Annotated in this window: 12 protein-coding genes; 3 read left to right on the top strand and 9 right to left on the bottom strand. The window is 64.0% G+C overall.

The genetic code is table 11. From position 1 onward, the window contains the following. Nucleotides 1-19: 19 nt before the first annotated feature. The 4 genes from FJ423_RS20020 to FJ423_RS20005 all read right to left on the bottom strand — a co-directional run bounded on the left by FJ423_RS20020 (nucleotide 20) and on the right by FJ423_RS20005 (nucleotide 5,909). Nucleotides 20-1,123 (bottom strand): mandelate racemase/muconate lactonizing enzyme family protein, encoded by a 1,104-nt coding sequence (locus FJ423_RS20020; protein ID WP_140844219.1) that lies wholly within the window; start codon nucleotides 1,121-1,123, stop codon nucleotides 20-22. A gap of 194 nt (nucleotides 1,124-1,317) precedes the next feature. Next, nucleotides 1,318-2,466, bottom strand: coding sequence for an efflux RND transporter periplasmic adaptor subunit (locus FJ423_RS20015; protein WP_140844218.1), 1,149 nt, complete (start codon nucleotides 2,464-2,466; stop codon nucleotides 1,318-1,320). 15 nt (nucleotides 2,467-2,481) lie between these two features. Further along, nucleotides 2,482-5,679 (bottom strand): multidrug efflux RND transporter permease subunit, encoded by a 3,198-nt coding sequence (locus FJ423_RS20010; protein ID WP_140844217.1) that lies wholly within the window; start codon nucleotides 5,677-5,679, stop codon nucleotides 2,482-2,484. Then, entirely contained in the window at nucleotides 5,673-5,909 is a 237-nt protein-coding gene (locus FJ423_RS20005) for a hypothetical protein (RefSeq protein WP_095768759.1), read from the bottom strand. The genes FJ423_RS20010 and FJ423_RS20005 overlap by 7 nt, the downstream gene beginning before the upstream one ends. A gap of 251 nt (nucleotides 5,910-6,160) precedes the next feature. On the opposite strand from FJ423_RS20005, the gene FJ423_RS20000 reads away from it, so the two are divergent. Together FJ423_RS20000 and FJ423_RS19995 are read left to right on the top strand one after the other, a co-directional pair. Then, on the top strand, nucleotides 6,161-6,742 hold the full coding sequence (locus FJ423_RS20000; RefSeq protein ID WP_140544202.1) for a TetR/AcrR family transcriptional regulator: 582 nt from the start codon (nucleotides 6,161-6,163) through the stop codon (nucleotides 6,740-6,742). Between the two features lie 54 nt (nucleotides 6,743-6,796). After that, nucleotides 6,797-7,585, top strand: coding sequence for a methyltransferase domain-containing protein (locus FJ423_RS19995; RefSeq protein WP_140844216.1), 789 nt, complete (start codon nucleotides 6,797-6,799; stop codon nucleotides 7,583-7,585). Nucleotides 7,586-7,863: 278 nt separating this feature from the next. On the opposite strand, the gene FJ423_RS19990 is transcribed toward FJ423_RS19995, so the two are convergent. The 5 genes from FJ423_RS19990 to FJ423_RS19970 all read right to left on the bottom strand — a co-directional run bounded on the left by FJ423_RS19990 (nucleotide 7,864) and on the right by FJ423_RS19970 (nucleotide 13,225). Further along, the gene (locus FJ423_RS19990) at nucleotides 7,864-8,886 is read right to left on the bottom strand and encodes a LacI family DNA-binding transcriptional regulator (RefSeq protein ID WP_140844215.1); all 1,023 of its coding nucleotides are present in this window, start codon (nucleotides 8,884-8,886) and stop codon (nucleotides 7,864-7,866) included. An 87-nt stretch (nucleotides 8,887-8,973) separates the two neighbouring features. After that, nucleotides 8,974-9,768: an ATP-binding cassette domain-containing protein gene (locus FJ423_RS19985; protein ID WP_140844213.1), complete on the bottom strand. Its 795-nt coding sequence runs from the start codon at nucleotides 9,766-9,768 to the stop codon at nucleotides 8,974-8,976. Nucleotides 9,769-9,772: 4 nt separating this feature from the next. Further along, entirely contained in the window at nucleotides 9,773-10,759 is a 987-nt protein-coding gene (locus FJ423_RS19980) for an ABC transporter permease (protein ID WP_140844211.1), read from the bottom strand. Nucleotides 10,760-10,866: 107 nt separating this feature from the next. Further along, a complete protein-coding gene (locus tag FJ423_RS19975; RefSeq protein WP_140844574.1) occupies nucleotides 10,867-11,799 on the bottom strand; it encodes a substrate-binding domain-containing protein in 933 nt (310 codons plus the stop codon). A gap of 268 nt (nucleotides 11,800-12,067) precedes the next feature. After that, the gene (locus FJ423_RS19970) at nucleotides 12,068-13,225 is read right to left on the bottom strand and encodes a fumarylacetoacetate hydrolase family protein (RefSeq protein WP_140844209.1); all 1,158 of its coding nucleotides are present in this window, start codon (nucleotides 13,223-13,225) and stop codon (nucleotides 12,068-12,070) included. Between the two features lie 189 nt (nucleotides 13,226-13,414). On the opposite strand from FJ423_RS19970, the gene FJ423_RS34810 reads away from it, so the two are divergent. After that, nucleotides 13,415-13,591 (top strand): FAD-dependent oxidoreductase (locus FJ423_RS34810; RefSeq protein WP_348642916.1); only part of this gene is annotated, 177 nt, incomplete at its 3' end.

The raw sequence follows: 13,591 nt of genomic DNA, 5'->3' as shown, positions 1-13,591 counted from the left end.
ACCCGCCTGATCTTCATCTTCAGCCGATCTCGAAGAACGGCTTGCCGAGCAGGCCAGGATCCACATCGATGCCAAGGCCGGGGCCGTCGGGAACGCCCATGTGGCTGCCGGTTACCGGCGGCGCGTTCCTGGCCGTACGCACTGTCACCCATTCGTGGAAGGCGATGGCGTGCAGCCGGCGCTCCTGCGGCGTCGACAGCGACAGATGCGCCATGGCCGCTGTGTCGATCTCGGCGCCGCCGGTGTCCTCGACCGTGATCATGAAGCCGAGATCGACCGCGACGTCGCGGATCAGGCGAGTCTGCGTTACGCCGCCCAGTCGCGAGATCTTCAGCGTCAGCCCGTCGGCGGCGCCGCGGCGGTGGATTTCCAGCATCTCGCCCAGCGAGGTGACGGATTCGTCCAGCACCATCGGCTTGTCGAGCATGCGGCGCACCGACATGTTCTCCTCGATCGTCGTGCATGGCTGCTCGAACGTGTAGTCGATGCCGCGCGTGGCGTCGGCGAACTGGCGCGCCTGGTAAGGCGTCCAGCCGGCATTGGCGTCGCAGAAGATCACCGTGCCCTTCGGCACGGCGGCGGCCACTGCCGAGACCCGCTCGATGTCGTCGCGCACATTGCCGCCGACCTTGACCTGCAGGCGCCGGCAGCCTTCGGCGATGATCCTTTTGGCAAGCGCCGCCATCTGATCGAGCGTGCCGTGGGTGACGACCCGGTAGGTCTCCGCCATGTCGCTCTCGCGGCCGCCAAGCATGGTCACCAGCGGCACGCCGGCGGTGCGGGCGGCAAGATCCCAGCACGCCATGTCGAGCGCCGACTTGATGTAGGGGTGGCCCTTGAATACCGTGTCCATCAGCCGGCCGATGCCGGCAAGGCCGCGTGGATCCTGGCCGATGAGATGCGGCGCGATCTCCGGCACGCCCGCGCGTGTGCCTGCGGGAAACGCGGCCGAGTAGAAATTGCCAAGCGGCGCCATCTCGCCCCAGCCGGTAACGCCGCTGTCCGAGGTGATGGCGACGATCACCGCGTCGAAGCAATCGGCGATCCGCCCCTTGGACATGCGGTAGGGACCGTCCACGAAGGGCTGCACGACATGATAGGCCTTGATGCTCTTGATCTTCACGTTTGTGTCCGTTGCGAGTCAGGTCATATTCCGATGAACTGGCTGCAACACAATCAGGTTGTCGATAATCCAACAAGGGACCGTCCGTAGAAGATTGTTCCTTTCCGCGTCGGAATTGCCTGACCCCAAATAGTAAACGGCGCCCTCGACGTGGGTATCGAGGGCGCCGTCGGACCGGAAACTGATGGGGGTTATCAGCTGGCCGGTTTCGGTTGCGGCAAGGGAGAAACCGGCATTCCGGGTCCGATCTTCTGCAAATTGCCCGTGATCACCTGGTCGGTCTCCGAGATGCCGGAGGTTACGGAAATCAGGTCGCCGTCGGTCGGGCCGAGCGAGACCAGCTTCTGGTCGACGGTGTTGCCCTTGCCGATGACATAGAGGTATTTGCCGAGCTGGCTGGAACCCAGCGCCACCTGCGGCACCATCAGCGTGTTGGGCTGTTCCTTCACATGCAGCCGCACCCGTACATACTGTCCAGGCAGCAGCGTGAACTTGGCGTTGCCGATGGTGGCGCGCGCCGTGATCGTGCCGGTCGAATGGTCGATCGTGTTGTCGATGAAGGTCAGCTCGCCCTTCTGGCTGGGCTGGGTCTCGCCGGGCAACAGCACGTCGACGGCGATCGGACCGGCGGCCTTCGCCTGCTCGATCTGCACCAGATCGCTCTCGCTCGGATTGAAGGTCACGTAGATCGGATCGAGCTGCACCAGCGTGTTGAGCACCGTGCCGGCGACGCTGACCAGCGTGCCGACCGAAGCCTGGTTGCGGCCGATGCGTCCCGAGAACGGCGCCTTGATTTCGGCATAGCCGAGGTTGAGCTCGGCCGTCCGCACCGCCGCCTGGTCGACGGCAAGGGCGGCCTGGGCCGCGCGCAGATTGCTGGTGCGCTGGTCGAAGCTGTCCTTGTCGAGATAGCCGGCCTTGGCGAGGTCGGTGCCGCGGCCGAGATTGGATTTTGCATATTCGAGCGTCGCGCTATCGCGCTGCACCTGCGCCTTCGCCTGGTCGAGCGCGGCCTGATAGTCGTCGGGCGCGATACGGTAGAGCAGGTCGCCCTGCTTGACGTCGCTGCCGTCGGCAGCCGTCTGCTCCTGCAGATAGCCCGGCACGCGCGCCTGCAGCGTGATGCTGCGGATCGACTCCACCCGCGCGGCGTAGTCGAGATAGATCGGCAGCGTCTTCTTCACGACATTCACCACCGGCACCGGCATCACGAAGGCCGCCGGCGCTGGCGCGGCACCCGCTGCGCCGCCGCTCAAATTGCCCATGTCGAGAAAGTGCACGCTGGCCACCGAGATCGCGCCGAGCGCGACGGCCGTTCCCAAAGCGATTTTCCATCTACGCATAATTGATCTCCAATCTTATTCGGCCGCCTGGGCGAGCGGCTGAAGCGCCGGCTCGGCGGTCGGTTCAATTTCGTCTTGCTGAGGCGCATCGTCGTGCGCCTTGGCAGGTTCCCTTTCGCCACGTTCGCGCAACTGCTCGATCACGGCGTAGAAGACAGGCACGAAGACCAGCGACAGGATCGTCGCCGCCACCATGCCGCCGAAGACGGTGGTGCCGATCGACTGCCGGCTGGCTGCACCGGCGCCCGTCGCGAACATCAGCGGCAGCACGCCGAGGATGAAGGCGAAGGCGGTCATCAGGATCGGCCGCAGCCTCAGCCGTGCCGCCTCCATCGCCGCCTCGACGATGGTCAAGCCTTCCTCGCGCCGGCGTCTGGCGAACTCGACGATCAGGATCGCGTTCTTCGCCGCCAGGCCGATCAGCATGACGAAGCCGATTTGCGAGTAGACGTCGATCTGCATGCCGCGCAGCAACAGCACGACGAAGGCGCCGAACAAAGCGAGCGGCACGGCCAGCAGCACCATGAAAGGCATCGCCCAGCTTTCATACTGGGCCGCCAGGATCAGGAACACGAAGACGATCGCCAGCCCGAACACGACAGAGGCGATCGATCCGGCCTTGAGCTCCTGGAAAGTGATGCCGGTCCATTCGTAGCCGAAGTCGCGCGGCAGCACATTCGCCGCCGCCCGCTCCATGGCCGCCACCGCCTGTCCGGACGAGAAGCCGGGGGCAGCGCCGCCATTGATAAGGGCAGACGCGTTGTTGTTGTAATGCGGCACGGTCTCCGGCCCTACGATCGGCACCAGTCTGCCCAGCGTGCTCAGCGGCACCATGCCGCCCGACGCGTTGCGCACATAGAGCCGCGAGATGTCGGTGGCGTCGGCGCGCGCGTCCTTGTCGGCCTGGATGGTCACGCGGAAGGTGCGGCCAAACAGGTTGAAGTCGTTGACGTAGAGCGAGCCGAGATAGATCTGCAGCGTGTTGAAGACATCCGGCAGGTTGAGGCCGAGCAGCTTCGCCTTGCTGCGGTCGAGGTCGTAGTTGAACTGCGGCGTCGAGGTCGAGAAGGATGAGAACAGCTGCTGCGGGTTGAGCTCCGGCTGCTTGCGCGCCTCGGCGAGCAGCGCCTGCGTGACGTCGTTCAGCGCCGCACTGCCGCGCCCGGACAAATCCTCGACCTGGAACTCGAAGCCGCCGGTGGTGCCGATGCCCGGGATCGACGGCGGATCGAAGGAGAGCGCGAACGCATCCGGCATCTGCAGAAGCTTGCCGCGCACCTGCTCGACCAGTTTCGAGGCGCTCTGGTCAGGACCGCGTTCGTCCCATGGTTTCAGGATCGCGAACTCCACCGCCGAATTCGACTGCGCGGCGCTGGTCAGGAAGTTCAGGCCGCTGATCGAGCCGACGATGTCGACGCCAGGCGTCGATTGCAGGATGTCGCGCGCCTTCTGCGCCACCGCGTCGGTGCGTTCGAGCGAAGCGCCGTCGGGCAGCTGGATGACGACGAAGAAATAGCCCTGGTCTTCCACGGGAAGGAAGGTCGAAGGCAGTTTCTGCCAGACGAAATAGGTGGCGACGAGGCCGGCCGCGAACAGGCCAAGCATGATCCAGCGCAGCTTGATCAGAATGCGCACCCCATGCGCATAGGCATGTGACAGCCAGTCGAAGCCGGCGTTGAACCAGCGGAACAGCACGAACTGCGTCTCGCCGCGATGGCGCAGGAATGCAGCGCTCAGCGCCGGCGAGAGCGTCAGCGAGTTGAAGGCGGAGATGCCGACGGAGATCGCCACGGTCAGCGCGAACTGGTTGTAGAGCCGGCCCGAGACGCCCGGGATGAAGGCAACGGGAACGAACACCGCCATCAGCACCGCCGTGGTGGCGATGATCGGACCGGTCACCTCGGCCATCGCCGCGCGCGTAGCGGCCAGCGGCTTGAGTCCTGCCTCGAGCTGACGTTCGACATTCTCGACCACGACGATCGCGTCGTCGACGACGAGGCCGATCGCCAGCACCATGCCGAGCAGCGAGAGCATGTTGAGCGAAAAGCCCAGCATGTACATCACCGCCAGCGTCGCGATCAGCGAGACGGGAATGGCGATGGTCGGGATGATGGTGGTGCGCCAGCTCTGGAGGAAGATGAACACCACCGCGACCACCAGCACCAGCGCTTCGCCGAGCGTGATCAGCACGTCGTGCATCGAGGCCGACACGAAGCGCGTCGTGTCGTAATGCATGGCGTAGCTGACGCCCTTCGGGAAGCGCTTCGACAGCTCCTGCATCTTGTCCTTGACCCGCTGCTGCAGGTCGAGGGCATTGGAGCCCGGCATCTGGTAGACGGCCAAAACCACGGTCGGGTCCTTGCCGAAGAAGGCGGAGGAAGAATATTGCAGCGCGCCGAGCTCGATGCGGGCGACGTCGCGCAGCCGCACAAGCGAGCCGTTCTGCGAATTGGCGCGCACGACGATGTCGCCGAATTCCTTCGGGTCGCTAAGGCGGCCCACCGCATTGACCTGCATCTCGAAGGCGGTCCCGGCGGGCGCCGGCGACTGGCCGATCTTGCCGGCCGCCACCTGCACGTTCTGTTCGGCGATGGCGTTCTGCACGTCGACAGCGGTGATGCCGAGATTGGCAAGCTTGTCCGGATCGAGCCAGACGCGCATCGAATAGCGGCGCTCGCCGAAGATCTGCACGTCGCCGACGCCCGGCAGGCGCTTCAGCGGGTCGACCACCTGTAGATAGGCGAGGTTGCTCAGCGCCACCGGATCGACCGAGCCGTCGGGCGAGGTGAGGTCGACGATCAGCACGAAATTGGGGTTCTGCTTTTTGATCGTCACGCCGCCCTGGTTGACGATGGCCGGCAGGGAGGATGCCGCTTGGCTGACGCGGTTCTGCACGTCGACCGCCGCCGTGCTCAGCGGATAGCCGACGTCGAAGGTGATGGTGATGGTGGACGAGCCGTCATTCGAGCTCGTCGACGACATGTAGGTCATGCCTTGCACGCCGTTGATCTGCTGCTCGAGCGGGGTGGTGACCGTATCGGCCACGACCTGGGCGCTGGCGCCCGGATAGTGCGCGCTGACCACGACCTGCGGGGGCGTGATGTCGGGAAACTGCGAGACGGGCAAGAGGAAATAGGCGATCGCACCGGCGAGCACCATGATGATGGCGATCGCCGACGCGAAGATCGGGCGGTGGATGAAGAAGTTCACCATGATGCGGACGCCTCGCCGAACGGATTTGCGAAATGGCGCAGGCGCCGGGCCCGGCCCGAGCCGGAATCCTGCAGGAAGGATGGCGGGATGTTGCCCGGCGCCTGGTCAGCCGCGCGCTGGCGCAGCATCCGTTCGAAGGCTTTGGGGTCGATCCCGTCCGCCTTCATCACCAGCCGGATCATCGGATCCCGGATGGCTTCGTCGATCGTCAGGTCTTTGCGCTTTTGCATAGGAGTGGCTCCTTGCTCGGTCCGCATCGCTTGATCACGAACCGCTTTTTCTCGTTCTTCACCGGCCAAAGCCGCATGACAGGCAGGTTTTGCGTCCTATCTCACTCTGGCAGGGCTATCGGAGGGCCTTGTCGTTTGACGGCGAGTGATATAGGTGTTACCAGTAAGTAACATGCTGGAAGTTACAGACCGGTAACACCCTAGTCAAGAGGTGGCGACGGTTTTTTTGGAAACGACGAAAGGAGAGCATGATGACTGACGGCGTTGCGGAGCGTTCCCGTCCCCGGGACCGAATCCTGGAGACGGCGCAGGACATGTTCCACAAGCACGGCATCAAGGGTGTGGGCGTCGACGCCATCACCGAGGCTGCCGGCACCAACAAGATGACGCTTTATCGTCACTTCGAGTCCAAGGACGAATTGATCGTCGAATGCCTGCGCGCAACGGCGGCGAAGGCTTCGAGGATCTGGGACGAATTCGAGGCCAAGCATCCCGGCGACAAGCTCGCCCAGTTGCATGCTTGGGTCCAAAAGGCGTCGGAACTGCTGAGCGCCGACAGCCGCGGCTGCGATATGGCCAATGCCGCCGTCGAGCTCACCGAGACCGATCACCCGGCAAGGCGCGTCATCAAGGAACTGAAGGAGGCCCAGCGCGAAAAGCTGGTCGCGCTTTGCCGCGATGCCGGCATCGGCCAGGCCGAGCTTCTCGCCGACACGCTGTCGCTGCTGCTCGAAGGCGCGCGCGTCTCGATGCAGAGCGTCGGCGCCGAAGGTCCGAGCGCGCAATTTGTGCGCATGGCCGAAAGCCTGATCGCTTCGTTCCGGGCGCGCTGATCTCTTCGCCTCGTCCTGATTCTGTTATGCTGTTCCGGAAACGGGCGCTAGACGATGGGTCAGGCAAGTTTTCCGGAGATGTATGAGCGCTGGCTCGTGGGTCCTCTCTTCCGCCCCTGGGCCGAAGTGACCTTCGAAGAACTGAAGCTGTCTCCAGGCCATCGTGTGTTGGACATCGCCTGTGGCACGGGAATAGTTGCCCGGGTTGCCAGGGAACGGCTCGGTGCCGCCGGATATGTCCTCGGCATCGACATCAACGCAGATATGCTTGCTGTCGCGCGCACCGTGGCGCCAGACATCGATTGGCGCGTAGGCAATGCCGGTGCACTGCCCCTCCATGACGGAGAGCAGTTCGATTTGATCGTCTGTCAACAAGGGCTGCAGTTCTTTCCCGATAAGTCCGCTGCGGCGGCGGAGATGCGGCGAGCACTGGCGCAGGGCGGCCGGCTGGCCGTTGCCACGTGGCGCCCCGATGAGGAAATCCCCTTCTTTCGGGATCTCCGCCGCGTCGCCGAGCGCCTCCTCGGCCCAGTGGTGGACCTGCGCCACAGCTTTGGGAATGCGGCGCCGATCGAGGTGCTGCTCCGGGACGCCGGCTTCCACGACGTCCGATCAAGGACAATATCGCGCAGGATACGCTTTGAGGACGGGGCGCCTCTCCTGCGGTTGAACACGATGGCCCTGGTCGGCATGAGCGCCGCCGGCAAGGCAATGGCCGATCAGGAACGCAAGCACGTCGTGGAGGACATCATGAGCGGGAGCGCGCCCGTGCTGCAGTCTTATGCGGATGGATCGGGAGTCGCTTTCGAACTCAGCTCCAATCTGGTGACGGCGAAAGGCTAGGCGCGTATCTGGTCAGCATTAGGTAGCTTCGCCTCCGCCTTTGGCACGCAAAGAAAAAGCCCGCTGCCGGGAGGAGGTGGCAGCGGGCTCGATTTCGAATACGGCACGGGAGGAGGTGTACCGCACTCAGCGTCGGCATCACATCTGGGAGGAGGAGACGGCCGACACCCAGATAAATACGAGATGCCTAACGATTCGGCAATTGCGAAACCTGCATAGCTGCTGTGCAGAATTGCGGGATCAATCGTCAGACAAATAAGCGAGCGGCGCGCTCCGCGCTACTGCGCCGGGACGTTTTCCTTGAAGATCAGCCGCGGCTCGATGAATTTCTTCGTCAGGTATGGCGCCGACGAGGCAATGGAGCCGAGCAGACGGATCACCGACTGCTCCGCGATCAGCCGCGCATTCTGGTCGATGACGACGTCGGCAAGATCGTCGACGAGATAGCGGCGCGTTTCCCTGGTCAGGTCGTGGCAGATGAAGACCGGCTTCAAACGCGGCTTGACCTCGAGCAACGCCTTGGCCACGCCGGAGCGTCCGGCGCCAACGCAATAGATGCCGAGCAGATCCGTTTCGTCGTGCAGCGCCTTGACGGTCGCGCGGTAGCTGGCGTCCGGCTCGTCGTTGCTTTCGGCCGCGCTTGAGACCGTGAGGTCGGGAAATTCTTCGGCGAGCACCGAACGAAAGCCCATCTCGCGCTCCTCGTGGCCGCGATAGGAGCGCGAGCCGACCACCATCGCCAGATGTCCCCTACGGCCGCCGAGGAAGCGGCCCATCAGCAGCGCCGCCGTGCGGCCCGCCACCCGGTTGTCGATGCCGACATAGGCCGAGCGCGGTGCCGCCGGCACATCCGAGATCAGCGTGACCAGCCTGATCCCGGCATCAACCAGCTCGCGCAGGATGTTGCGCGTGCGCGGATGGTCGACGGCGATCACGCCGACGCCGTTGGCCTTGAGCGACAGGTTCTCCACGGCACTCTGCAGTGCGCCCGGCGAAATGCCGGCAAGATTGTGAATGCAGCAGGACGCGACCAAGGGCAGGCGCTGGGCATAATCCTCGATGTGATAAGCGAGATCGGCCATGAAGGCGTTGGACCCGATCGGCAGGAAGAATTCGAGATGCGCCGGCTTCGACGGCAGCACGACCTGGTCGAGCGTCGGCAGATAACCGAGCTGCTTGGCCGCCTCCAGCACGCGCTGCCGGTTGGCAGCGCTTGCACCCGGGCGATTGTTGAGCACCCGGTCGACGGTCGCGGTCGACAGGCCGCAGCTCCGGGCGATATCGGCTACGGTGGCTTTCATGGGTCCAGTCATAGGCGCTGATGCAATTCTGTGCCAGCGGCGGGCGTGAAGCGGCTGCCGGCCGCCGATCGGCCTGCCGGTCAGCTCTCAGCCATGCTGCTGCGGGCCGTCGGAAATCGCGTCGCGGATTTCCTTGTCCGACATGCCGGTGATGACGCGCTCGACCTCGGCGACCGTTGTCGTTTTCGGATCGATGTCGTCGGCCACCACCTTGCCCCGGCGCATCACCACGATGCGGTCGACCACCTGGAAGACGTGATGGATGTTATGCGCGATGAAGATGCAGGAATGGCCGGAATCGCGGGCGCTGCGTACGAAACTCAAGACCCCTTGAGTCTCGGCGACGCCGAGATTGTTGGTCGGTTCGTCGAGGATGATGAGATCGCTGTCGAAATGCATGGCGCGCGCGATCGCCACCGCTTGGCGCTCGCCGCCCGACAGCGAGCCGATCGGTGTTGTCGGCGGGATGTTCTTGGTGATGCCGACCTGCTTGAGCAGGTCGCGCGCTACCGTGTTCATTGCGTCCTGGTCCATGCGGTTCAGGAAGCGCGGCGCCTTGATCGGCTCGCGCCCGAGGAACAGGTTGCGCGCGATCGACAGCTGCGTGACCAGCGCCGAATCCTGGTAGATCGTCTCGATGCCGTGGGCAATGGCATCGCTGGTGCTGCGCAGCGTGACCTTCTTACCGCGGATGAAGATGTCGCCGCTGGTCAGCGGCACGGCGCCTGACAGCACCTTGATCAGCGTCGACTTGCCGGCGCCGTTGTCGCCGAGCAGGCCGACGATCTCCTTTTCATTGACGTGGAAATTGGCGTCCACCAGCGCCTGCACGCGCCCGTAGGACTTGCGGATGTTTGTCATGCGGATCAGAGGCTCGGCCATCGTCTTAAGTCCCCGCCTGGTGCCGGCGTTCGAGCCATGAATGCAGCGCCATCATGCCGAGGATGATCGCGCCGATGAAAATGTTGTAGGCGAGCCCCGGCACGCCGATCAGCACGATGCCGTTGCGCATCACGCGCAGGATCAGGATGCCGAGCACCGTGCCGATGATCGTGCCGCGTCCGCCGGTCAGCGCCGTGCCGCCGATCACCACCATGGCGATGACCTCGAGCTCGTAGCCCGTGCCGCTGTTGGGATTGGCCGCGGAGGTGCGCAGCGACGAGATGACGCCGGCGAGCGAGGCCATCACCGCTGACAGGATGAACAGGCCGACCTTGACGCGGCTGACGTTGACGCCGCGCGCGCGGGCCGCGTTTGGATTGCCGCCGGCGGCCTGGATCCAGTTGCCGGTGCGACTCTGCGTCAGCACATAGCCCAGCACGACCGCGGCGCCGATGAACCAGAACAGCGAGGCGTAGATTCGGAAGGGTCCGACATAGAAGTCGCCGACCAGGATGTTCGCCAGCCAACTGCCTTCCGCGCTCCAGGTGCGCTGCGGAAAGCCGTCGGTGATGAAAAGCGCCGAGCCGCGCACGACCAGCAGCATGCCGAGCGTCACCAGGAAGGACGGGATCTTGAGCTGGGTGACGAACCAGCCATTCACCAGCCCGATCAGGGCAGCAACGATCAGCGCGATCAGCAGGCCCATTTCCAGCGAGGTGACGCCGCTGTTGTAGAGCGTCCACATCAGCACCGGCGAGAAGCCGAACAGCGAGCCGACCGAAAGATCGAACTCGCCCGACGTCATCAAGAGCGTCATTGCCAGCGCAATCAGGCCGAGCTCGACGGTGAAGGCCAGGATGTTGGAGATATTCTGCGGCGACAGGAAATCGGGATTGATGCCCCAGAAGACGACGAGCTCGACGATAAGCAGTACCAGCGGGCCGAATTCCGCTCGAGCGATGAAACTTTGAATGAAGGAACGGTTTTCCATTGAGCCCGCGGCGTGAATGACTGGCTGAAGCCCGCTCCGATCAGGCAGGGCTCGACGGTACAGGAAAGCGGCCGCGGCCCGAAAGCCGCGACCGTGGATGTCAGGGATTATTTGCCGGACAGGATCTTGTCGTAGACGCCGGCGGTGTCCTTCTCATAGAGCGCGCCGGTGATGACGTTGAAGCCCGGAGGAATTCCGCTGGCGGCCATGTTGGCCAGCGAAAGCGCCACATAGCTGGTCGCTTGCGGATCCTGCCACTGCCCGGCATTGACGTAGCCGTTCAGCACTTCCTGCGTGGTGTCGAGCGAGTTGCCCCAGCCGACGACCGGGATTTCGCCCGGCTTGACGCCGGCCTGGTCGAAGACGCGCTTGATCGAGCCGGTGACGAGGTCGCCGAGGCCGATGATGGCCTTCACCTTGCCTTTGTGGGCGGTGAGATAGTCGACCATGCGGTTGATCACTTCGGCCTGGTCGAGCGTCGCTTCTGTCACCTCATAGGTGATGCCGGCCGGTCCGAACACGCTCTTGATGCCTTCCTCTTCCTGCACGCCATAGGTGGCGCCGGGAACCTCGACCGGCATCCAGACGAAATCGCCCTTCTTCACCAGGCCTTTGTCGACCAGATATTGCGCCCAGTGCTTGCCGAAGGTGACGTTGTCGCCGCCGACATAGGCGTTGAAGTTGGCCTTCGGATCGGGCGTGTTGAAGTTGATGATCGGGATGTTGGCCGCGCGCGCTTCCTTGACGATCTCGACAAGGCTGCCCGGATCGGGGCTGGTGGTGACGATGCCATCTGCCTTGGCTGAGATGGCGGCTCGGACGGCTTCCTGCTGCGAGGCGACATCGCCATTGTGGAACGAGGTGTTCACCTTGTTGCCGGTGTCGCTCGCCCATTGCTTGGCGCCGGCCAGGAAGTAGGTCCAGACCGGATCGGCCGGGCCGCCATGCGAAATCCAGTAGAACGTCTTGGCCTCGGCCATCGCCGGAATGGCGATAGCCGCGATCAAGCCAAGCACGAGCAGTCTTAGCCGCGAAAGCATTCGATTTCCTCCCATGTTGAACTCTCCTCCTGGATCCGTGCGACGCGACCTTGGCCGCATCTCCTGCCCGCGCCGACCGGAACGTCTAGAGCATTCTCTTTTTCAGGCAGTGGCAAGCCTCCATCGCCAATGGATGTTGGCACAGGCGCGCGCGCCATCAGCAATCCCATCAGATTGCATCAGCAGCGGTGATATTCGTTGGGCAAGCGGCGCCATCGACCATCCGCTGCACGGATTGGCCTCCAAGCAACCGCCCTTCGGTGCGCGGTTAGATCAGGCCCGCCTTGGCTAGGTCGCGCATCAGATGGCTGGCGCCGTAGGTCCAGTGCGGGCAGTCCGGCGACAGCCTTACACGGTTGACCAGCGCGCCGAGCTTTTCCGACGAGATGGTGACGATGTCGCCGACCTTGTGCGTAAAACCCTTGCCCTTCTCGCCGCGATCCTTCGAGGGTACGAACATGGTGCCGAGATAGAGCGCCAGTCCGTCGGGATATTGGTGGTGCGGTCCCATTGCCGCCTTGACCAGTTCCTCCGGCGAACGGCTGATTTCCGCCATCGAGCTCGCGCCCTCCAGCGAGAAGCCATCCTCGCCCTCGACGCTGAGCCGCACCGTGGCGTGCTTCACGTCGGCGATGGAGAAGGTTTCGTCGAACAGCCGGATGAACGGCCCGAGCGAGGCCGAGGCGTTGTTATCCTTGGCCTTGCCGAGGAGCAGCGCCGAGCGTCCTTCGACGTCGCGCAGATTGACGTCGTTGCCGAGCGTGGCGCCGACGATACGGCCCGAACTGTCGGCGATCATGGCGATCTCCGGCTCCGGATTGTTCCAGGTGGAGACCGGATGCAGCCCGACATCGGCGCCGAAGCCGACGGAAGCCATCGGCTGGCACTTGGTAAAGATCTCGGCGTCCGGGCCGATGCCCACTTCGAGATATTGCGACCATGCCCCGCGCGCGATCAGCTTTGCCTTGATCTCCATCGCTTCCGGCGAGCCGGGCTTGAGCTTCGACAGATCGTGGCCGATCAGTCCGGCGATGTCGGCGCGGATGGCGTCGGCCTTTTCGGCCGAGCCGCGCGCCTGTTCCTCGATGACGCGCTCGAGCAGACTGACGACGAAGGTGACCCCGGAGGCCTTCACCGCCTGCAGGTCGACGGGCGACAGCAGGATGGGCTTCCCGGCGTCACGTTTGGCCTCGAAGCTGTTCGCCGCGATTTCTTCCAGCGCGCCGATCGCCTTGCCCTTGGCCGAGCGCAGATAGTCAGCCGGATCCTTCAATTCGCAAAGATCGCGCACCGTAGGCGCCGCGCTCGAGGTAATGTCGATCACCTCGCCGTCCCGCACCGTCACCACCAGCGGATGGGAAGCGGCGCTGGTCTTGGCGCGGCCGACGAAAATTCCATCGGCGGGCAGACGGGTCGGATCGGTCATGGCATCATTCCTCTCAATTTTTCGCGCGCGGCACTTTTCCCCGATTTCGCGGAAACGTCTATCCCGCCAGCCGCAACATTTGCGACGATGCATGTGCTGTCACACAGCCACGGCCGAACTGGCCCATCGAAGCGCCCTTTCAAATTCATGAAATCGGCAATAGGATTTTCACGAAGCTCCAGCGCGTAGGTGATCCTCTTGGTCGAAGCCTTTTCCGATCCGATCTGGCGAAAGCCCCAGGCGGCCACGGCGTTTCAGTGTGAGCTTTCGGCTGACGGCGTGCTTGACGCGGTCATCGTCGGCGGCGGCATCATGGGCCTTTCGACCGCGCTGCATGCGGCGCGCGCGGGCCTTTCCGTCCAGGTG

Origin of the sequence: Mesorhizobium sp. B2-8-9, from assembly GCF_006439475.1 — a bacterium.
GTDB lineage: Bacteria > Pseudomonadota > Alphaproteobacteria > Rhizobiales > Rhizobiaceae > Mesorhizobium.
The sequence above is the reverse complement of the archived record's forward strand: the minus strand, read 5'-3'. Positions and strand labels throughout refer to the sequence as shown.

Coding starts and splice junctions, on each gene's coding strand:
- FJ423_RS20015 (WP_140844218.1), bottom strand. CDS start 2,466: ATGCGTAGATGGAAAATCGCTTTGGGAACGGCCGTCGCGCTCGGCGCG.
- FJ423_RS20010 (WP_140844217.1), bottom strand. CDS start 5,679: ATGGTGAACTTCTTCATCCACCGCCCGATCTTCGCGTCGGCGATCGCC.
- FJ423_RS20005 (WP_095768759.1), bottom strand. CDS start 5,909: ATGCAAAAGCGCAAAGACCTGACGATCGACGAAGCCATCCGGGATCCG.
- FJ423_RS20000 (WP_140544202.1), top strand. CDS start 6,161: ATGACTGACGGCGTTGCGGAGCGTTCCCGTCCCCGGGACCGAATCCTG.
- FJ423_RS19995 (WP_140844216.1), top strand. CDS start 6,797: ATGGGTCAGGCAAGTTTTCCGGAGATGTATGAGCGCTGGCTCGTGGGT.
- FJ423_RS19990 (WP_140844215.1), bottom strand. CDS start 8,886: ATGAAAGCCACCGTAGCCGATATCGCCCGGAGCTGCGGCCTGTCGACC.
- FJ423_RS19985 (WP_140844213.1), bottom strand. CDS start 9,768: ATGGCCGAGCCTCTGATCCGCATGACAAACATCCGCAAGTCCTACGGG.
- FJ423_RS19980 (WP_140844211.1), bottom strand. CDS start 10,759: ATGGAAAACCGTTCCTTCATTCAAAGTTTCATCGCTCGAGCGGAATTC.
- FJ423_RS19975 (WP_140844574.1), bottom strand. CDS start 11,799: ATGCTTTCGCGGCTAAGACTGCTCGTGCTTGGCTTGATCGCGGCTATC.
- FJ423_RS19970 (WP_140844209.1), bottom strand. CDS start 13,225: ATGACCGATCCGACCCGTCTGCCCGCCGATGGAATTTTCGTCGGCCGC.